Here is a 19,755-nt window from a genome sequence, read left to right as displayed (position 1 = left end):
ATGCGGTTTTGATAAGGATTATTGGGTGAGATTCAATATCTTTGTGAAAAGGACTTTAAATATTACCACTATGAATTCAAAAAGGAAAGACTTGCAGTATGCTTCTGTCTTCTTGTTGGCGGTGGCGTTGACCTTCCTGTTGGGGAAGGGGGATAATTTTTGGTTGGTGTCATGGGGCGACCTGATACCAGGTTTGTTTGTACTGTTCATTGCGGGCGATTGCCTGTATAGTTCCCTGTTGCGTATCAAGCGCGGCGAAGAAGAAGGTGGCGCACGCTGGAGTACCTGCTTCACTTTTTTAGTGTTCAGCATTGTTTTTATGGGTGATTTATTCTTTATCGGCAACTTTATTGTAGATAAGCTGTGGGGATAAACTAGATACTTTAGTTTACTTTAACTAGAAAAATTAGTTTATGAACTAAAACTTTTCGTTATTTGCAGCAAACAATGTTGCAAGTATGAAAGGATTAACAGCAAAAGAGGAAGAAATCATGGGCTTTTTTTGGGAAAAAGGCCCCTTGTTCGTGAAAGAAATGTTGGCTTTCTATGAAGAGCCGAAACCACATTTCAATACATTATCTACTATCGTGCGCGGGTTGGAAGACAAGGGTTTTCTGGCTCACAATACGTTTGGTAATACCTATCAATATTATCCTGTGGTCAGTGAAGAAGATTTTCGTAAAGGGACGCTTCGGAATGTGATTAGCAAGTATTTTAATAATTCTTATTTGAGTGCTGTTTCTTCTTTGGTCAAAGAGGAAGATATTTCTTTGGATGAACTGAAGCAGCTCATTGACGAAGTGGAACAGTCCGATAAGAAAAACTAATCTGTTAAACGACAATCTAAACTATGGGAGCATTCTTTATTTATATATTAAAATCATCTGTCTGCCTTGTCTTGTTTTACCTGTTTTTCCGGTTATTATTGAGCAAGGAGACGTTTCACCATTTCAACCGTGCTGCTTTATTGGGAGTGATGTTCTTTTCGTTGCTCATCCCTTGCATTGAGATGACTACCCGTCATCAGGTTGAAGTGCAGCAGGCTGTACTTTCTATCGAGCAGTTGTTGATGATGGCGGAACTGAATGCGACGGCTCCGGAAGTGGGGGCAGTGATACAGGAAGCGCCTACTGTTTCTTGGATACAAATCGTTTTATTGGTTTATCTGGCAGGCATAGTCTTTTTTGCTTGTCGCAATATCTGTTCTTTGATTTGTCTTTTCAGGCTGATATATTCGGGCAGACATGAGAAGTTGGAGAAGGGTATTATTCTTGTGGTGCATAATCGTGCAATCGCTCCGTTTAGTTGGATGAAGTATATCGTTATCAGCCGGAAAGACCTGGAAGAGAATGGACGGGAGATTCTGATTCACGAAACGGCGCATATCCGTCACCGTCATTCCATAGATTTATTATTGGCGGATATTTGTATTTTCTTCCAATGGTTCAATCCGGGCGCATGGTTGCTGAAACAGGAGTTGCAGAATATCCATGAGTACGAAGCGGACGAGACGGTTATCAATGAAGGAGTAAACGCGAAGGAATATCAACTATTATTAATAAAAAAAGCCGTTGGCACAAGGCTCTACTCTATGGCCAACAGCTTTAATCACAGTAAACTTAAAAAACGTATCACTATGATGTTAAAAGAAAAATCAAGTCCATGGGCTCGTTTGAAGTACCTGTATGTACTTCCATTGGCAGCTATTGCAGTAACTGCCTTTGCCCGTCCCGAAATCTCGGAGAAAGTCGAAGAGATTTCAGCAGTCAAAGTTAATGATTTGGCGGAAATTGTGCAAGAAAAGGTGCTGCAAGATACAGTGAAAGCATCGAAAGTCGTGAAGAAGGCTGATTCGAAGGTGGCTGCAACGGAAAAGAAAGAGGAAGAAGAAATTGTTATCTTTGAGGTGGTGGAGCAGATGCCGGAGTACCCTGGCGGTATGGATGCATTGAGCAAGTACTTGGAAAGTAAAGTGGCCGACTCCCCTATGAAAGGTAAGGCAGGTGGACTGGTAACGATTGGCTTTACAGTCACTGGAAGCGGAAAAGTTACAAATGTGCAAGTACTTGAGTCTGACCAACCTTCGCTGAACAAGGAAGCCGAAAGGATCGTTAGTGAAATGCCGGACTGGATTCCGGGAAAGCAACGTGGTAAGCCTGTTCCTGTGAAGTATTCTATTCCTGTAAGATTTGGTAATATCAGATTTGGATTGGATAAGCAGCCGTTGATTCTTGCTGATGGTAAGGAAATCAGCATGAATGCTATGGAAAGGATGAATCCGTCGGATATAGAGAGCGTGTCTGTCCTGAAAGATAGTGCTTCTATAAAAATATATGGTAAACGTGGCGAAAATGGAGTGATTCTTGTAACCACAAAGAAGCCGGGTACGACAACACAGTTTAATTTTTCTAAAGTGGATAATCAGGAAAACGTAGTACCCGATTTCCAAGTTAGTGGGACTGTCGTTGACGAACAGGGGCGTCCGAAAGCAGGTGTAAGCATACTTGTGCCTAATACGACTTATGGTGCAATCACGGATATAGACGGCCGTTTCAGCCTGAAAGCTGTAAAGGGTGGTAATCTGCTATTTTCGTTTATCGGATACAAATCCATGAAAGTTCCTGTAAATGCTACGATGTCAGTACGGATGGAACAGGAAGTGGTTAATTTATTGCCGGAAACTACCAAAAGGTTTGTGAGGGTTCGGGAAACAAAACCTGTCGGCCTTATTAATGGCATTAATGTTCATGGAGTGAAAGAGGGTGAACAACCATTGGTTATTGTTGATGGTAAGGAAGCTTTGGAAAAAGATGCTTTATCCAAGATTGCTCCTGACCGTATTAAAAGTATTACTATACTGAAAGATAAATCGGCAGCAGTTGTTTATGGGGATAAGGCAAAGAATGGGGTGATTGTAATAGAAATGCTGACTGATGAAGAATTTCAGGCTAAAAAGAATAATCCCCAACCTGCTTATACTGACGCATGGCAACTAGCTGAAAGTGCTGCGAAAGATATGGAAGGGGAGGTTATTTACCTTTTGGATGGAAAAGAGGTAAATGCCGGTAAGTTACAGCAAATGTCGGCGAAGGCTATTAAATCGGCTTCAGCAGACCGTGTTGATGGTAGAATTGTTATTCGTTTGGTGAGTGAAAAGTAATATTCCGGAATGCTTAGGATAAAGACTGACGGAGGTATGCAAGTATCTCCGTTTCTTGTTCCGGATGAAACCAGCGTATTTCTTCATCCCGCTTAAACCAGGTCATTTGTTTGCGTGAATAAATACGGGAGTTCTGCTTGATTTTTTCTATGGCAAACGGTAGTTCCCATTCTCCATCCAAGTATTTGAACAGTTCTTTATATCCTACCGTATTGAGAGAGTTAAGATGGCGATAGGGAAGTACGGAACGTACTTCTTCCAATAAACCCTCTTCCATCATCATATCCACACGGCGGTTGATACGGTCATAAAGTTCTTCCCGCTCACGGGTTAATCCTATTTTGATAATACGGAAAGGGCGTTCTTTCTTTTGTTGCGTACGGAAAGAAGTGTATGTGCGTCCCGTCATATAGCAGATTTCCAGTGCGTGAATCACTCGTTTGGGATTCTTCAAATCTACAATACGATAATATTCCGGGTCTAATAAGCGGAGTTCCGCGCAGAGTTGTTCAAGTCCTTCTTCCTCATATTTCTGCAACATGAGCTGGCGGGTTTCCGCATCAACGGTAGGAATATCGTCAATCCCTTTGCAGATAGCGTCCACATACATCATCGAGCCGCCGGTAAGAACCACGACTTCATGTTGGGTAAATAACTTTTCAAGTATTTCCAGTGCTTCCGCTTCGTATTGGGCGGCACTATAATAATCTGTAAGATGAAGCGTACCGACCAGGTGATGGGGTACACGTGCCAATTGTTCGGGAGTAGGCGCTGCCGTGCCTATTTTTAATTCGGCATAAAGTTGTCTCGAATCAGCAGATACAATGCTTGTCCGGAAATTCTCTGCTATCCGTAGACTCAATTCGGTTTTCCCTACGCCGGTAGGCCCTATAAGAACAATGAGAGTAGGCAATGGACTTAAGTGATTAGTGATTAATGATTAGTGGTTAGTGATTAACAATTGCACAATATACTGCATAGTGTTAATCACTAACCACTAATCGTTAAATTAGAATTTCTCTTCTTCGAATGAACCGCCTGCGTCGCCACCAATATCGAATCCTTCTTGATCGAAGTCTTCCATATCGAAATCCTGGTCGCCATAGAAGTTTTCGTCCAAATCGAGAGAACCACCGGCAACAGCCATTTCTTCAAAATCGACTGTCTGTTTCGGGGCATCCCCTGATTTCTTGGTGCATTTGGCACCCTTCATTTCCTTTCCGGTAATGATTTCAGATAACTCAATGAAGAAACAACGTTCCGTCATGTAATCGAATACATACAGCAACTTTTGTTTTTCATCTTCTACCAGTTCACTGATAGTAGTTTCTTTCATCACCCAACTGTCCATTTCAGGGTTGTCGTCCATTTCTTCCAAAGTCACTTCCTTTTCTTTTTCCCAATCGTCGTCGCAGATAAAGAAAGAAGTCATCTGGTCGTTTGCGTACCCAACTGATTTTACGATTGCCTCATGGAAGTCTAAAAAAGTAGCTTCCGGATCAATTTGTATTTCTCTGACAAAATCGTCAACTTCATCAGATATGATAGTAAATCTGTATATCATAATATGACTATTTTGAACTGTTTATTTAATTATACCACGTTCTGAATTACGGATGAAGTCGATGATGTAGTCGATTTCAGGACTCTTCTCGAATTCATCTTCAATTTTCTTTAATGCTTCTGTCGTGTTCAATCCACTTTGGTAGATGATACGATAGGCATTGTGAATGTTTTCAATCACTTCATTGGTAAAACCACGACGGCGCAAGCCGATAATGTTGATTCCGCTGAAAGCGATTGGTTCGCGTCCTGCAATGATGTAGGGAGGAATGTCCTTACTGAAACGGGAACCACCTTGAATCATTACATAGCTGCCTACATGACAGAATTGATGCATCAGTACACCGCCACTGATAATAGCGTTATCATCAATTACGATTTCACCGGCCATCTTGGTAGAGTTACCAATGATGCATCCGTTACCGACCAAAGCATCATGCGCCACGTGCACGCTTTCCATCAGTAAATTGTTATTTCCCACAATCGTGCGCCCTTTAGCTGCCGTTCCACGGTTGATTGTCACGTTCTCGCGAATCAGGTTGTTGTCTCCGATTTCGGCTGTTGATTCTTCCCCTTGAAATTTAAGATCCTGCGGAATAGCCCCGATAACGGCACCCGGAAAAATAGTATTTCCGTTACCAATACGTGAACCATATAAAATGTTGGCATTAGCCATAATTTTATTGTTGTCGCCGATAACCACGTTTTTATCTATAAATACAAAAGGCGCAATTTCTACATTTTCCCCGATTTTAGCTTCGGGATGAATATACGCTAAAGGACTTATCATTTGATTTTCCAATTGTTAATTACTTATTTTTTACTATTTGTGCCATAAATTCAGCTTCGCAAACTACTTTTTCCCCAACGAATGCGTAACCTTTCATTGTGGATATACCACGACGGATAGGTGCTAATAATTCCACACGGAATGTCAGTGTATCTCCCGGCACTACTTTCTGGCGGAACTTCACACCGTCTATCTTCATAAAATAAGTGGAGTAACGCTCCGGTTCGTCAACAGAGTTGAGAACCAGCAAACCGCCTACTTGTGCCATTGCTTCTACTTGGAGCACGCCCGGCATAACGGGTTCTTGTGGAAAATGTCCTTGGAAGAAAGGCTCGTTGGCAGTAATATTCTTTACACCTACTATATAGTTGGCACCGATTTCAATCACTTTATCTACCAGTTGGAAAGGATAGCGATGCGGCAACAGTTCGCGGATACGGTTTACATCCATCACCGGCTCACGGTTACAGTCATAGTTTGGTGCCTGAATATCGTGCAAACGAATTTCTTTCCGCATCTGACGGGCAAACTTGTTATTGATAGTATGTCCGGGACGGGTAGCGATGATACGCCCCTTAATCGGTTTGCCGATTAAAGCGAGGTCACCGATAACATCCAGTAATTTGTGACGGGCACATTCATTCGCCCAGACCAACGGCTTGTGGTTAATATAGCCTAACTCATTGGCGTCCATATGAGGAACTCCCATAACGTCTGCCAACTTGTCGAAGCTTTCCTGTGACATCTTACGTTCGTAGATTACGATAGCATTGTCCAGGTCGCCCCCTTTAATCAATCCCGCAGAGAGCAGCGGTTCTATTTCGCGAACAAAGACGAATGTACGGCTGGCAGCCACTTCGTCTTTGAATTTATGCATGTCTTCAAGTGTAGCAAACTGGTTCGGGATAATGGTCGAATCATAAGAAACCAGTACATTCAGACTAAAATTCTCGTCCGGTAGTACGATGATGGAAGAACCTGTCGATTCGTCACGGAATTCAATCTTTGACTTAATGATATAAAAGTCCTTGACAGCATTCTGTTCTACTGTTCCTACACGTTCTATTTCTTGTACATAATATTGTGCACTACCATCTAAAATCGGAAACTCCGGGCCGTTTACCTGGATAAGGCAGTTATCAATGCCCAATGCGTAAAGGGCTGCCATACCATGTTCAACGGTGCTTACTTTGACTCCATTCTTCGACAACACAGTACCACGGGTGGTTTCTGTCACGTTGTCGGCTACTGCATCGATAGTTGGTTGTCCTTCTACGTCAATGCGCTGGATTTTATATCCATGATTGTCCGGAGCAGGATTAAATGTTACAGTGAGATCAAGTCCAGTGTGAAGACCTTTCCCGCTCAGTGAAAAGCTATCTTTCAGCGTTTTTTGTTTCAGCATTGGCTATTTACTTATTTAATAGTTGTTTTAATTCTTCGATTTCCTTGCGCAGGCTACGCAGTTCTTTCTGCATGTCCGGCAAGCTTCTTTGTGCGATGGATGACTTGAAATATTGTTTTAACTCCATAGGAGGAGTACCGATGAGCTGACTGCCGGACTTGATATCTCCCGGTACGCCCGATTGTGCGCCCAAACCGACTTTATCTCCTATTTTTGAGTGTCCGGCAATACCTACCTGACCGCCAATCATACACCATTCTCCCACTTTGGTAGAACCGGCGATACCGGCTTGTGCAGCCATTACGGTATGCGAACCGATCTCGTCATTATGGGCTATTTGTATCAGGTTATCCAATTTGACACCACTATGTACTACCGTAGCTCCCATTGTAGCACGGTCTACACAGGTATTGGCACCTATGTCCACTTTATCTTCCAGAATAACAATTCCGATTTGAGGAATCTTGTCGTATCCGTTCGGAGTAGGGGCGAAACCGAATCCGTCGGCTCCGATTACCGCACCCGAGTGCAGGATACATTCGTTGCCTATGCGGCAATCATGATAAACATTTACATTCGGGTAAAGCAGGCAACTGTTGCCTATTTTCACACCGTCTCCAACAAAAGTATGCGGATAAATTTGAGTATTATCTCCGATCACGGCGTTTTCGCCAATGTAGGCAAAAGCACCTATATATACGTTCTCACCAATCTTGGCACTGGAGGCAACAAATGCTAATGAATCGATACCCTGTTTTTTAGGTTTGCTCATTTCATAAAGGTTGAGCAATTTCGCCAGGCTTTCGTATGCATTGTCTACTTTGATAAGGGTCGTTTTAATTTCATGTTCAGGAGTGAAGTCCTTATTAACCAGGACAATGCTAGATTGTGTCTCGTAGATGTAAGGCGTATATTTGGGGTTTGACAGGAAAGAAATAGCTCCGGGCATTCCCTCTTCTATTTTAGCGAATGTGTGTACCGTAGCGTTTTCGTCTCCAATGATTTCCCCTTGGATAAATGCTGCAATTTGCTTAGCCGAGAACTCCATGTCTTTAATTTAAAATTTAATTAGTTCACAAATAACGGACTTTTTTTTCAGATTTCCGTGTTATTGCATGAATATTTTATACTTATCTATGTAATCTCTGGTAGCAGAGATAGTATTTCTTTACCTTTTTGGACAATAAAGAGATGTTCAACATGTCCGATGCTTCGGCAATATTTTTGATAGTGCCGTCTTTATAGATAATGTCAATACTGTCATCCGCCGGGTCGTACATATTCTTTTCGATGCTGGGGGTAGAGACAAAATAGTTCGCTTCGGAAAGTGTTATGCCTAATTGCTGGCTGATTTGCAAAGTTAATTCTTTTTTTCTGTCTTCACCAATCGGTTCCGACGAAATTTCCACTTTAAAGATATTTCGGTTAATCATTCCCATGCTTAAAGTGGAAAGAACCTTGTCAGTATGGGTACTCCATACTTTCAGGGCCGTCCATATATCGTTATCATCCAGTTGTACAAAGTTCTCCAGACAATCGGGATTGTTGTAGAACTCTTCGGGAGTGATGTCTTTGTAAAGGAAAAAGCGGAATGCGGGTGATGCGAACAGCTCCACTCCCTGCGAAGCCAGTTCTTTGGCGCGCAGAAGGGTACTGATAAGCATCTTTTCGTAGGCTACCGAAGTCTTGTGCAAATATACCTGCCAATACATCAGGCGGCGTGCCGTGAGGAAGTTCTCGATGGAGTAGATTCCTTTGGATTCGATGACAAGGCGGTCGTCTGCCACATCGAGCATCTTGATGATTCGTGCCGAGCCGATGTTTCCTTCCGTAACTCCCGTATAGAAACTGTCACGACGGAGATAATCAAGCCTGTCCATATCCAACTGGCCGCTGACAAGCTGATGCAGGAAGCGCTTCGGATACTCGTCCTTGAAGATTTGAATGGCAAGGCTGAGCTGGCCGTTCATTTCTTTGTTCATCCGTTCCATCAGCATAAGGGAAATCTCTTCGTGGGGAATTCCTTTAACAATAGTGTCTTCCAGCACATGGGAGAAAGGCCCGTGACCGATGTCATGCAGCAGAATGGCAGCCTGTACGGCTTCCGCTTCACTGTCGAAGATGAAGTTTCCTTTCGATGCCAGTTGCGTGATAGCTTCTCTCATCAGGTAGAAAGCACCCAGGGAATGTTGGAAGCGGGTGTGCTGCGCACCTGGATATACCACAGACGAGAGCCCTACCTGCTTGATACGGGTAAGACGCTGCAAAAGGGGATGCCGTACTATATCGTATAGCAACCCCTTCGGAATATTGATAAACCCGAATACCGGGTCGTTGATTATCTTTCTTTCGTAAGGCATTCGTTTCTTTTAGAGATTTTGTTTTCTTTTCAGAGAATTGTTTTGAGTTGTTCGGCCATTTGTGCCTGTACTTCTTGTGCGGCGGCGCGGGCAGCTTCAGCAAATTTCTCTGTCTTGTCCACGTAGATTATTCCACGGGATGAGTTAACAATTAATCCGCAGGTACTGTTCATTCCATATTTACAAACTTCTTCAAGTGAGCCGCCTTGAGCGCCGACACCGGGAACAAGAAGGAAGTGATTGGGGACAATCTTACGGATATCCTCGAAGGCACGTCCTTGTGTTGCACCTACCACATACATCATGCGGTCATCGTTTGCCCATTCCTGTGATTTACGCAGCACTTTTTCAAACAGCCGTTCACCATTCGCGTCTTCTGTCAATTGGAAGTCATGAGAGCCTTTGTTGGATGTCAGCGCTAATAATATAACCCATTTTCCTTCATAAGTAAGGAATGGAGTGACGCTGTCTTCACCCATATAAGGAGCTACTGTGACAGAGTCGATATCCAGTTCTTCGAAGAATGTACGGGCGTACATGGCGGAAGTATTTCCGATATCGCCACGCTTTGCATCGGCAATGATGAACTGGTCGGGATAATTATCTTTGATGTATTTTACTGTCTTTTCAAACGCAATCCATCCTTTTACACCCATGCTTTCGTAAAAAGCCAAGTTCGGTTTGTAGGCGATACACAAGTCTGCTGTCGCGTCGATAATTGCTTTGTTGAATGCGAAGATAGGGTCTTCTTCTTTCAACAGGTGTTCGGGGATTTTCTTGATGTCGGTATCAAGTCCTACGCAAAGGAATGATTTCTTGCGTTTTATGTTTTCAAATAATTGTTGCTTATCCATCTTGTTATTTACTATTATACGATTTACTATTTACAATTTAAAGCCTCGCTCGCAACTTTCTATTTTTTACAACTCGCTTTCTTTCAGCCTTTCCGCATTCTCAGCCACAATCAAGTGGTCAATGCAGTCTTGGATATCTCCGTCCATGAAAGCAGCGAGATTGTAAATTGTATAGTTGATACGATGGTCGGTGATACGTCCTTGCGGATAGTTGTAAGTGCGGATTTTAGCCGAACGGTCTCCGGTCGATACCATTGTCTTGCGTTTGGAAGCAATATCGTCGATATATTTCTGATGTTCTTTGTCATAGATAAACGTACGCAGACGAGCCAATGCACGTTCTTTATTTTTCGGTTGGTCGCGCGTTTCGGTACATTCAATCAGGATTTCTTCGGCGATACCTGTATTCGGATTCTTCCATATATAGCGCAGTCGTACTCCGGATTCTACCTTATTTACGTTCTGTCCGCCGGCACCACCGCTTCGGAAAGTATCCCATTTGATTTCACCTTCATTGATGACTACATCGAATTCTTCCGCTTCGGGAAGTACGGCTACTGAAGCTGCTGAAGTATGTACGCGCCCTTGAGTCTCTGTTGCAGGGACGCGCTGTACACGGTGTACGCCCGATTCATATTTCAGGATTCCGTAAACATTGTCACCTGTGACGCTGCAAACAATTTCCTTGAATCCGCCTGCCGTTCCTTCGTTCGCATTGGAGACTTCCATTTTCCAGCCTTTTGTTTCGCAGAATTTGGCATACATACGGAAAAGGTCACCGGCAAAGATAGCCGCCTCGTCACCACCTGCACCGCCACGGATTTCAAGAATCGCATTCTTGCTGTCCTGCGGGTCGGCGGGGACAAGCATCAGTTTGATTTCTTCTTCCAATACCGGAAGGCGTTCCTGGCTGTTATCCATTTCTTCTTTAGCCATTTCACGCATTTCGGCATCCGACTCGCTGGAAAGGATACTCTTGGCTTCCTCAATGTTGCCCAACAATTGGATATATTCCTTACGGGCTTTCATTAAGTCATCCAGTTCCTTATATTCCTTAGTCAGTTTAACATAACGTTTCTGGTCAGCAATTACTGACGGGTCAGTGATAAGGGTTGATATTTCTTCAAAACGGGCTACAAGACCGTCTAATTTTTCTAATATGGTACTGTTGTCTGCCATTCCTTAATATCTGAATTCTCCGAACTCGCTCTTTATGATTAACTCTGTATTGTCACATTCTTCGACGCGTCCTACTATCTGTGCCGGGATACCGAATGACTCGGAAATAGCGATAACTTCTGCGGCATGTTCCGGTGACAGGTAAACTTCAAGGCGGTGTCCCATATTGAATACCTTGTACATCTCGGCCCAGTCAGTGCCGCTTTGTTCCTGAATAGTTTTGAACAATGGGGGAACAGGGAAAAGATTGTCTTTTACAACACGGACGTTTTCAACAAAGTGCAGCACTTTGGTCTGTGCACCGCCGGAGCAGTGAACCATTCCGTGAATTTCGGGACGTAATGCATCCAGCAATTTCTTTACTACCGGTGCATAGGTGCGGGTAGGAGAGAGCACTAACTTGCCTGCATCAATCGGAGAATCTTCTACACTGTCTGTCAGTTTCAGATTTCCTGAGTAAACCAATTCTTCGGGAACTGCCGCATCATAGCTTTCCGGATATTTTTCAGCAAGATATTTGCCGAATACATCATGGCGTGCACTTGTCAGACCGTTGCTGCCCATGCCGCCGTTATATTCTTTCTCGTAAGTAGCCTGTCCGTAAGAAGCAAGGCCGACGATTACGTCGCCCGGACGGATATTGGCATTGTCAATAACGTCTGAACGCTTCATGCGGCAAGTTACAGTAGAATCGACAATGATGGTGCGTACCAAGTCGCCGACGTCAGCCGTTTCACCACCGGTTGCATATACGCCTACACCCATTTCGCGGAGTTCGGCAAGTAATTCATCTGTTCCGTTGATGATGGCGGAGATAACTTCCCCCGGGATTAATAACTTGTTGCGTCCGATAGTTGAAGAGACAAGGATGTTGTCTACGGCTCCTACACAAAGCAGGTCGTCGATATTCATAATCAAGGCATCCTGGGCGATTCCTTTCCATACAGACAGGTCGCCTGTTTCTTTCCAGTACATATAAGCGAGGGAAGATTTGGTTCCGGCGCCGTCGGCATGCATGATGTTGCAATATTCCGGGTCACCTCCCAATATATCGGGAATAATTTTGCAGAATGCTTTCGGGAAAATTCCTTTGTCGATGTTCTTGATGGCGTTGTGCACATCTTCTTTTGATGCGCTTACTCCACGCATCATGTATCGTTGATTACTCATGAGTTATAGAATTATTTTGTATACGGCTGCAAAAGTACTGCTTTTTTTTCGTACAGCCAACTATCTTAATAGAAATGCCGCTGACTAATAAAGTTTTCGTGTCTAACGAGATACGGAAACTTTATTAGTCAGCGGCACAATTTTTTCAGCAGACTTTTCTTAGAATTCTACTTTAGGCGCTTTTTCGCTACCTTCTTCTGCTTCAAAATATGCTTTCTTATCGAATCCGAACATTCCTGCAAAGATACTCTTGGGGAAACGGCGGATATTGGTGTTATAAGCCTGTGCCGCATCATTGAAATTCTTGCGTGCTACATTGATGCGGTTTTCCGTACCTTCCAGTTGAGCCTGCAACTCAAGGAAATTCTGATTAGCTTTCAAATCGGGATAATTCTCCGTGATAGCTAATAACTTACCTAAAGCAGAAGTGACAGCACCCTGTGCCTTCTGATATTGCGCGAGTTTTTCCGGTGTCAGGTCAGCAGCATCCACTTTGATTTGTGTTGCCTGGCTGCGTGCGGCAACCACTCCTTCCAATGTTTCTTTTTCGTGGGTTGCATACCCTTTAACTGTATTTACCAGATTGGGAATCAAGTCGGCACGGCGTTGGTATTGTGTTTCCACATTTGCCCATTGTCCACTTACATTCTCGTCCATAGTAACCAGGCCGTTATATACACTGACTGCCCAAAAGACAAGGATAGCTACAACGGCTAAAATGATGATAATTGACTTTTTCATGTTTATTGTTTTTATTGATATTGATACTCTGATTTATTAAATTAGATATTTAGAATCGTGAACCGGCACCGCCGCCGCCACCCATTCCGCCGCCGAAGCTGCCACCACTAAAGCCGCCACCTCTACTGCCGCCGAAACTTCCACCGCCCATGCCGCCAATGAACGGCCCTCCACCACCACCGCGATGGTGATAGTCATTCTCGTAACTTTGCTGACGGCGTATGAGAGTATGTCCGCAGTTTCTACAAGTATAAGTGACATCTTCGGTTTTTACACCGTTAGTCCGGGATACTATCCTGCTGCCACTTCTTTGCAATGTATGTTTTCCGCACTTCGGGCAACGGCTTTGCTTACGTGCCGCAAAGAAGGAGATACCTCCGCCAATGAGGATGAAGAAGAGTATAGCAAGAATAAAATCGAATGAACCACCCTCGCCCGAATCAGAAAGGGAATCGTTCTCCATAGAACCGTCAAGTCGTTGACAAGTCGCTTTCAACCCCGCTACCATTCCTGCATCCCAATTCCCGTCTTTCAGATAAGGAATCATGTACTTCGTCTGAATCCTTTTGCAGATAGCATCGGGAAGAACTCCTTCCAACCCATAACCGGTGTAAAACTGAATACAACGCTGGTCGGTAACTAGTAAAATAACCAAACCGTTATTTTTGTCCTTCTTTCCTACACCCCATTTATTGAGTAGCTGGTGGCAGAAATTGAAGCAATCTTCATCCCCGATGGAAGGGACTGCGGCAACCACCGTTTCAATTCCCGTCTGCTGCTCCAAGGCATAAAGCATGGCATCTATGCTGTCACAAGCAGCCTGTGAAAGTACCCCCGCAGGATTACAAACATACTGCATCTTGTTTTGCAAGTGAACTTTCGGAAGATTGTCTACCGTATATACTTTCTCTTGAGCCTGTAAAGGAATCAGTAGAAAAGTGAAGAGTATAAATGTAAATATTGGTTTCATAATAGTTTTAATGAATGTATCGCCCGACGAACTCACGGACTTTATCGGTGTATTCCTGCTTGTTCTCTTGGTATGAAACGGCATGGGCGGCACCCGGCACAATCCAAAGTTCCTTTGGTTCCGGCTTCGCTTCATAAAGCGGATATACCATCCATGTCGGGACATACGTGTCTTTGTCTCCATGAATAAACAGCATCGGCAACTCACACTTGGCTACTTGTTTCAGTGAAGAAGCCTCTTTGAAATCCCAACCGTATTTCTTTTCGCATAGCCAGCTCGTGGTGTACATCAACGGGAAAGGCGGAAGCCCGAAAGACGACTTCAATTCGTGCGAGAATTCATCCCATACACTGGTATAACCGCAATCTTCCACAAAGCATTTTACAAAAGGCTGCTGTTCCTCACCGGATACCATCATGGTGGTTGCGCCGCCCATCGAGATGCCGTGTACCACCATCAGCGTACTGTCTCCGAATATATTATTGGCAATATTCATCCACTGTAACACATCAAGGCGGTCTTTCCAACCCATCTGAATGGCACGGCCTTCACTTTCTCCCTGATGCTGAAGTTCAGGAAGCAAAATATTAAAGCCTAAATCACGGTTGTACAAGTAGCCAATCATAAACATACGAATGGCATTGTCCGTATATCCGTGAACGATAACTGCTGTCTTGTTGGTAGGTTCGGGAGCAGCGATATAGTAAGCATGAAGCTGTATGCCGTGCGGATTGATAATAAAAGTATCTTTCAGCGCATCTGCCTGTCGCAGACTATCTACCCATGGGCGCAGAAATGGATAGTTTTTGTACATGAAAGGATAAGAGTCGGCATCTTTAGACAAAATCTTTGCGTCTGGAGTCAGAGAAAAGTTCAACATATAGAAACTTCCCCCGATAGTGCAACCGGTCATCACCAGCATAATGATGATAATACTATAGACTACTTTTCTCTTCATATGATACCTTTAACCTTTTTTACTCTCTCGCCTTGAAAAAGGGGGTAGGAGAGATTCTATTTATTCCAGATTTCCCAGGCGGCAAATGCCTGAAGAAGAAGCATTTCAAGACCGTTTTTGACAACGGCACCCTGTGCTTCTCCCTTTTTCATGAAAAGGGTAACGTTTGGATTATATAACAAATCGTAGAGCAAATGGTTTGGAGTAACTAATTCATAAGGTATGTTGGGGCAGAAATCGACTTTGGGAAACATGCCGACAGGAGTACAGTTTACGATAACTGTATATTCCGCCATAATTTCAGGACTTAGTTCTTCATAAGTGAGCATACCGTCCGCTCTATGAGTGCGCGAAACGAATACACTTTCGATTCCTAAATTTTTCAGACCGTGGTAGACAGCCTTGGAAGCTCCGCCAGTACCCAGAATCAAAGCCTTTTTGTGATGAGGTTGTAATAATGGCTGTATGGACTGGGTGAATCCGATTATATCGGAGTTATAGCCAACCAACTTTACCTTGCCCTTCGGCTGGCGAATAATTTTGATAACATTCACTGCGCCGATTTTCGCAGTGTCAGGGTCTAGTTCGCTTAAGAAAGGAATCACTTGCTCCTTGTAAGGGATAGTGACATTAAGACCGCGCAGATTGGGATTCTCTTCAATCACTTCCATGAAATCATTGATCTTGGGAATCTCAAAATTCACGTATTCCGCATTGATGCCTTCGGATTTGAACTTCTCATTAAAGTATCCGATAGAAAATGAATGTCTCAAGGGGTAGCCGATTAAACCATATTTTTCCATAATACGAAAGGATTAAATTAATCAATCATAAAAACTCACTATTTTGTCGCGGTATAAAGTGTGCAGATGCCAAAGGTTAGCCGCTTGAAATTAACCTCGCTGAATCCGGCTCGTGAGATGACTCCTTTCATGACTTCCCCTTGTGGAAATACTTTGATGGTGTCCGGCAGATAGCGGTAGGCACTGTTGTCTTTGGAGAGAAGTTTGCCCAGCAATGGGATGACGACTTTAGAGTAGACGGAAAACAGTTGTTTCATCGGGAAACGGTCGGGAGTGGTAAGCTCCAGAATCACAAGATGACCGCCCGGTTTCAGTACACGGCACATTTCGGAGAGCCCTTTGTCGAGGTCTTCGAAGTTGCGGATGCCGAACGCTACGGTAATGGCGTCAAAGTCATTGTCGGCAAAAGAGAGTGAAGTACAGTCCTCCCGGGCAAAAGATATTTTGTCCGAGAGTCCTTCCTTCTTTACTTTTTCACGTCCCACATTCATCATACCTTCCGAGATGTCCGTACCGATTAACTCGGCAGGTTGCAACTTGCGGCAGGCGAGGATGGCAAAATCCCCCGTACCGGTTGCCACGTCCATCATACGCTGGGGTTGGAAAGGACGCAGCCAGGCAATGGCTTTGCGGCGCCAACTGCGGTCGATACCTAAAGATAAGGTATGATTCAGCTTGTCGTAAGCATGGGCGATATTGTCGAACATGCGTTCCACCTGCTCAGTCTTTTTTCCTTCCTCGTCGTAAGGCTTGATATGTTGTTGTGGGTAGTCCATTTCTTATTTAGTCAAGAAATTCATTACGTTCTTTTCGATACGTTCAGCGATGTTGCTGGTATCTTCTTTCACAAATTTCTCGCCAGTGATGTTCTCGAACAATTCGATGTAACGGTCACTGATGCTCTGTACGATAGCCGGAGTCATTTCGGGTACTTTCTGACCGTCCTTGCCCTGAAAACCGTTTTCCATCAACCATTCGCGAACGAATTCTTTGGAAAGCTGCTTCTGCGGTTCGCCTTTTTCGAAACGTTCCTGATAACCTTCCGAGTAGAAATAACGGCTGGAGTCAGGAGTGTGGATTTCGTCCATCAGGTAGATAGTACCGTTGTGCTTGCCGAATTCGTATTTGGTATCGACAAGAATCAATCCGCGTTCAGCAGCGATTTCAGTACCGCGTTTGAAGAGAGCCAGTGTATATTTTTCAAGTACTTCATACTCTTCGGGAGTAGCCAGACCTTGTTTCAGGATTTCTTCTTTAGAGATGTCTTCGTCATGCAATCCCATTTCGGCTTTGGTAGTCGGAGTTACGATGGGTTCGGGGAATTTCTCGTTTTCACGCATTCCGTCCGGCAACTTCACTCCACAAATTTCGCGGACACCGCTTTTGTAAGCACGCCATGCGCTGCCGCACAGGTAACCGCGTACAATCATTTCCACCGGAAAGCCTTCGCACAACACGCCGACAGTAACCATCGGATCCGGAGTAGCCAGTTTCCAGTTCGGACAGATGTCAGTAGTGGCATCGAGGAATTTAGCTGCAATCTGGTTCAGCATTTGTCCTTTGTAAGGAATACCTTCAGGCAGTACCACGTCAAAGGCCGAAATACGGTCGGTTGCTACCATGACGAGTTTTTCGCCGTTGATGTTGTACACATCGCGCACTTTTCCGTGGTACACGCTTTTCTGTCCCGGAAAGTTGAAATCTGTTTTTGTTAATGCTTTCATTGTTTTATTTATAATTACAAATTACAAGTCTCAAATCGCAAGTCGCCATAGGAGTTCCGAACCTAAAGGCGATTATTCTTTTGCCAGTTTCACCGGACGTTCGCCGTTGAGCACCAGTTGTTCGTTTTTCCGTTTCTCCCGTTCGGCTTTCGCTTCTTTGTCGAATTTCTCGTAAGCATCCACGATACGTTCCACCAATTTATGGCGTACAATATCTTTCTTGTTCAACTCGACAAAACTGATGCCTTTTACTCCTTTCAGTATGCGGATAGCCTGCACCAGTCCCGAAGTTTGCGAAGCGGGAAGGTCAATCTGTGTCATATCTCCCGTCACAATCATTTTGGTGTTCATACCCATACGGGTGAGGAACATTTTAATCTGTTGTGCGGTAGTATTCTGCGCTTCGTCAAGAATCACGACTGCATCATTCAGCGTGCGTCCGCGCATAAAGGCTAACGGGGCAATCTGTATAATGTTCAATTCCATGTATTCCTTTAACTTGGCGGCGGGTATCATATCTTGAAGGGCATCGTACAAAGGTTGCAGATACGGGTCAATCTTATCTTTCATGTCGCCGGGCAGGAAACCGAGTTTTTCTCCGGCTTCTACGGCGGGGCGGCTGAGGATAATCTTCTTGATTTCCTTGTTCTTCAGCGCACGCACGGCAAGGGCAATGGCGGTGTAGGTCTTTCCCGAACCTGCCGGGCCGATGGCGAATACCATATCGTTCTTGGCGAATCCTTCCACCAGCTTCAACTGGTTTTCGCTTCGGGGGATGATAGGCTTTCCCGTGACGCTGAATACAATCACGTTTCCGGTCTGTTCCGCTTGGGGAGCATTCCCTTTTATAATGTCGATGATAACTTCTTCTTTCAGTGAATTATATTCGGCACAGTACTTTTCAAGTTTGGTGATGTTTTCTTCGAAGGCGCACATTTCTTCCTCGTCGCCCAGCACTTTGATGACATTGCCACGGGCAACGATACGTAGCTTCGGATATAAAGCTTTAATTAACTGTATGTTGGTGTTGTTTACACCGTAAAAAATAACAGGATCAACATCCTCAAGAACAATCAGTTTCTCTATCATTCAATTGTATTAAAGAAAAATTTCTGCAAATTTAATGAAACGTTTTGGATTCTCTGATTGTTTGGGGATGAATTTTATTGCCTTTTATACTCATTTCCCGATTATCTGGCGGTGATGTGGAAACATCCTTGCTTCAGCTCATATTTGATATAGCATTTCTCCGCTTTCCGCAAGTCCCTTAAAACCTCTGACAGAACGAGTTTCAGAGTATCTGAGCTGACATCCTGCAAAGGGCGTCCATCTTTATCTTCCACCTTCTTGAAGCGCTTCCAACTGACATCGAAAGTAGCTCCGAAGCAATGCGCGGAGTTTGCGGAAGCATTTCCGTTCCGGCGGCGGAGACGTTTCACGTCATTTTCCGTACGCAACACCGAAGTGACGATTACTTGATTGGGGTTCAAGCCTTTGGCAGTCAGTGAATCGAGGAAGTTGGAACCAATCGTGTCGAGCAGTGCACTGGCACGGGGAACGAGGTAAGGGATGGAGTGTGTCAGTGAATCTACCACATAAAAGTCGTTACTTGTAATATGCTCTAGCTTTTCTTTCATATCTTCGGCAGCGTCACGGTCGGCAAGCGGACGGATGCCAATCTTCTTGGCTACTTCCAAATGGGCGTCATTCAAATCAGGGAAAGAACGTTTGTAGCTGACTACTCCACGGATATTGCGCGGCTCGTTCAGTTTCAGCGACATATCTTTCTTTTTGCAACTTGAAGTGAGCGTTGCAAGTCCTATAATCAGCAAAAATGGTGGTAGTAAATGGAGCTTATATATAGTCATTTTGTATTTTTTGCCTGCAAAGTTATATGAAAACCTTGGAATATACATATGAAATTAAGAAGAATAACGGGGTAACCTTATCTAAAAAGTTCAAAACTGTATGGAAATGGACTAATTCGATTTCAGAAATAACCACGCACTCCAAACAAAAGTTTTCACGATTTACCCTCATACCCTCATAAATTTCTTCAAATCCTTTATTCATCGTAG

21 protein-coding genes are annotated in these 19,755 nt (G+C 44.0%); 3 read left to right on the top strand and 18 right to left on the bottom strand.

Translation table 11 applies throughout. The annotated features are described in order from the left end of the window. Window positions 1-70: 70 nt before the first annotated feature. From AB5443_RS24405 to AB5443_RS24395, 3 genes are all read left to right on the top strand, one after another. Window positions 71-373 carry a hypothetical protein gene (locus AB5443_RS24405; protein WP_277135469.1) on the top strand — a complete coding sequence of 101 codons (303 nt, stop codon included), beginning with the start codon at window positions 71-73 and terminating at the stop codon, window positions 371-373. Between the two features lie 85 nt (window positions 374-458). Continuing rightward, a complete protein-coding gene (locus tag AB5443_RS24400; protein ID WP_277135470.1) occupies window positions 459-827 on the top strand; it encodes a BlaI/MecI/CopY family transcriptional regulator in 369 nt (122 codons plus the stop codon). A gap of 23 nt (window positions 828-850) precedes the next feature. Continuing rightward, entirely contained in the window at window positions 851-3,160 is a 2,310-nt protein-coding gene (locus AB5443_RS24395; RefSeq protein WP_277135471.1) for a M56 family metallopeptidase, read from the top strand. A 13-nt stretch (window positions 3,161-3,173) separates the two neighbouring features. On the opposite strand, the gene miaA is transcribed toward AB5443_RS24395, so the two are convergent. From miaA to AB5443_RS24305, 18 genes are all read right to left on the bottom strand, one after another. Beyond that, complete coding sequence (gene miaA / locus AB5443_RS24390; protein ID WP_277135472.1) at window positions 3,174-4,073, bottom strand: tRNA (adenosine(37)-N6)-dimethylallyltransferase MiaA; 900 nt, start codon at window positions 4,071-4,073, stop codon at window positions 3,174-3,176. Between the two features lie 96 nt (window positions 4,074-4,169). Next, entirely contained in the window at window positions 4,170-4,724 is a 555-nt protein-coding gene (locus AB5443_RS24385; protein WP_022139392.1) for a hypothetical protein, read from the bottom strand. Window positions 4,725-4,745: 21 nt separating this feature from the next. Further along, complete coding sequence (lpxA, locus tag AB5443_RS24380) at window positions 4,746-5,513, bottom strand: acyl-ACP--UDP-N-acetylglucosamine O-acyltransferase (protein WP_022139393.1); 768 nt, start codon at window positions 5,511-5,513, stop codon at window positions 4,746-4,748. 19 nt (window positions 5,514-5,532) lie between these two features. Beyond that, on the bottom strand, window positions 5,533-6,918 hold the full coding sequence (locus tag AB5443_RS24375) for a bifunctional UDP-3-O-[3-hydroxymyristoyl] N-acetylglucosamine deacetylase/3-hydroxyacyl-ACP dehydratase (protein WP_022139394.1): 1,386 nt from the start codon (window positions 6,916-6,918) through the stop codon (window positions 5,533-5,535). 7 nt (window positions 6,919-6,925) lie between these two features. Further along, a complete protein-coding gene (gene lpxD, locus AB5443_RS24370; protein WP_073347731.1) occupies window positions 6,926-7,966 on the bottom strand; it encodes a UDP-3-O-(3-hydroxymyristoyl)glucosamine N-acyltransferase in 1,041 nt (346 codons plus the stop codon). Window positions 7,967-8,048: 82 nt separating this feature from the next. Further along, window positions 8,049-9,278: an HD domain-containing protein gene (locus AB5443_RS24365; RefSeq protein ID WP_277135473.1), complete on the bottom strand. Its 1,230-nt coding sequence runs from the start codon at window positions 9,276-9,278 to the stop codon at window positions 8,049-8,051. A 29-nt stretch (window positions 9,279-9,307) separates the two neighbouring features. After that, window positions 9,308-10,132 carry an orotidine-5'-phosphate decarboxylase gene (gene pyrF / locus AB5443_RS24360; protein WP_277135474.1) on the bottom strand — a complete coding sequence of 275 codons (825 nt, stop codon included), beginning with the start codon at window positions 10,130-10,132 and terminating at the stop codon, window positions 9,308-9,310. 66 nt (window positions 10,133-10,198) lie between these two features. Next, window positions 10,199-11,311 carry a peptide chain release factor 1 gene (prfA, locus tag AB5443_RS24355; RefSeq protein WP_195405919.1) on the bottom strand — a complete coding sequence of 371 codons (1,113 nt, stop codon included), beginning with the start codon at window positions 11,309-11,311 and terminating at the stop codon, window positions 10,199-10,201. 3 nt (window positions 11,312-11,314) lie between these two features. After that, window positions 11,315-12,481: an AIR synthase-related protein gene (locus AB5443_RS24350; RefSeq protein ID WP_044653352.1), complete on the bottom strand. Its 1,167-nt coding sequence runs from the start codon at window positions 12,479-12,481 to the stop codon at window positions 11,315-11,317. 159 nt (window positions 12,482-12,640) lie between these two features. Next, window positions 12,641-13,222: a LemA family protein gene (locus tag AB5443_RS24345; RefSeq protein WP_022139400.1), complete on the bottom strand. Its 582-nt coding sequence runs from the start codon at window positions 13,220-13,222 to the stop codon at window positions 12,641-12,643. Window positions 13,223-13,271: 49 nt separating this feature from the next. Continuing rightward, entirely contained in the window at window positions 13,272-14,192 is a 921-nt protein-coding gene (locus AB5443_RS24340) for a TPM domain-containing protein (protein ID WP_044653351.1), read from the bottom strand. 7 nt (window positions 14,193-14,199) lie between these two features. Further along, complete coding sequence (locus AB5443_RS24335; protein WP_277135476.1) at window positions 14,200-15,150, bottom strand: alpha/beta hydrolase; 951 nt, start codon at window positions 15,148-15,150, stop codon at window positions 14,200-14,202. A 56-nt stretch (window positions 15,151-15,206) separates the two neighbouring features. Beyond that, window positions 15,207-15,953 (bottom strand): shikimate dehydrogenase, encoded by a 747-nt coding sequence (locus AB5443_RS24330; RefSeq protein ID WP_022139405.1) that lies wholly within the window; start codon window positions 15,951-15,953, stop codon window positions 15,207-15,209. Between the two features lie 38 nt (window positions 15,954-15,991). Further along, window positions 15,992-16,729, bottom strand: a complete 738-nt coding sequence (ubiE, locus tag AB5443_RS24325; protein ID WP_022139406.1) for a bifunctional demethylmenaquinone methyltransferase/2-methoxy-6-polyprenyl-1,4-benzoquinol methylase UbiE — start codon at window positions 16,727-16,729, stop codon at window positions 15,992-15,994. Window positions 16,730-16,732: 3 nt separating this feature from the next. Beyond that, the gene (locus AB5443_RS24320; protein WP_073347739.1) at window positions 16,733-17,677 is read right to left on the bottom strand and encodes a phosphoribosylaminoimidazolesuccinocarboxamide synthase; all 945 of its coding nucleotides are present in this window, start codon (window positions 17,675-17,677) and stop codon (window positions 16,733-16,735) included. A gap of 72 nt (window positions 17,678-17,749) precedes the next feature. Next, window positions 17,750-18,766: a PhoH family protein gene (locus AB5443_RS24315; protein ID WP_277135478.1), complete on the bottom strand. Its 1,017-nt coding sequence runs from the start codon at window positions 18,764-18,766 to the stop codon at window positions 17,750-17,752. A gap of 101 nt (window positions 18,767-18,867) precedes the next feature. Next, window positions 18,868-19,545: a DUF5715 family protein gene (locus tag AB5443_RS24310; RefSeq protein ID WP_073347741.1), complete on the bottom strand. Its 678-nt coding sequence runs from the start codon at window positions 19,543-19,545 to the stop codon at window positions 18,868-18,870. Window positions 19,546-19,567: 22 nt separating this feature from the next. Continuing rightward, window positions 19,568-19,755 (bottom strand): hypothetical protein (locus AB5443_RS24305; RefSeq protein WP_368114557.1); only part of this gene is annotated, 188 nt, incomplete at its 5' end.

Source organism: Bacteroides sp. RTP21281st1_H5_RTP21281_210402 (genome assembly GCF_040918965.1).
In the GTDB taxonomy this organism is placed as follows: Bacteria; Bacteroidota; Bacteroidia; order Bacteroidales; family Bacteroidaceae; genus Bacteroides; species Bacteroides congonensis.
The sequence above is the reverse complement of the archived record's forward strand: the minus strand, read 5'-3'. Positions and strand labels throughout refer to the sequence as shown.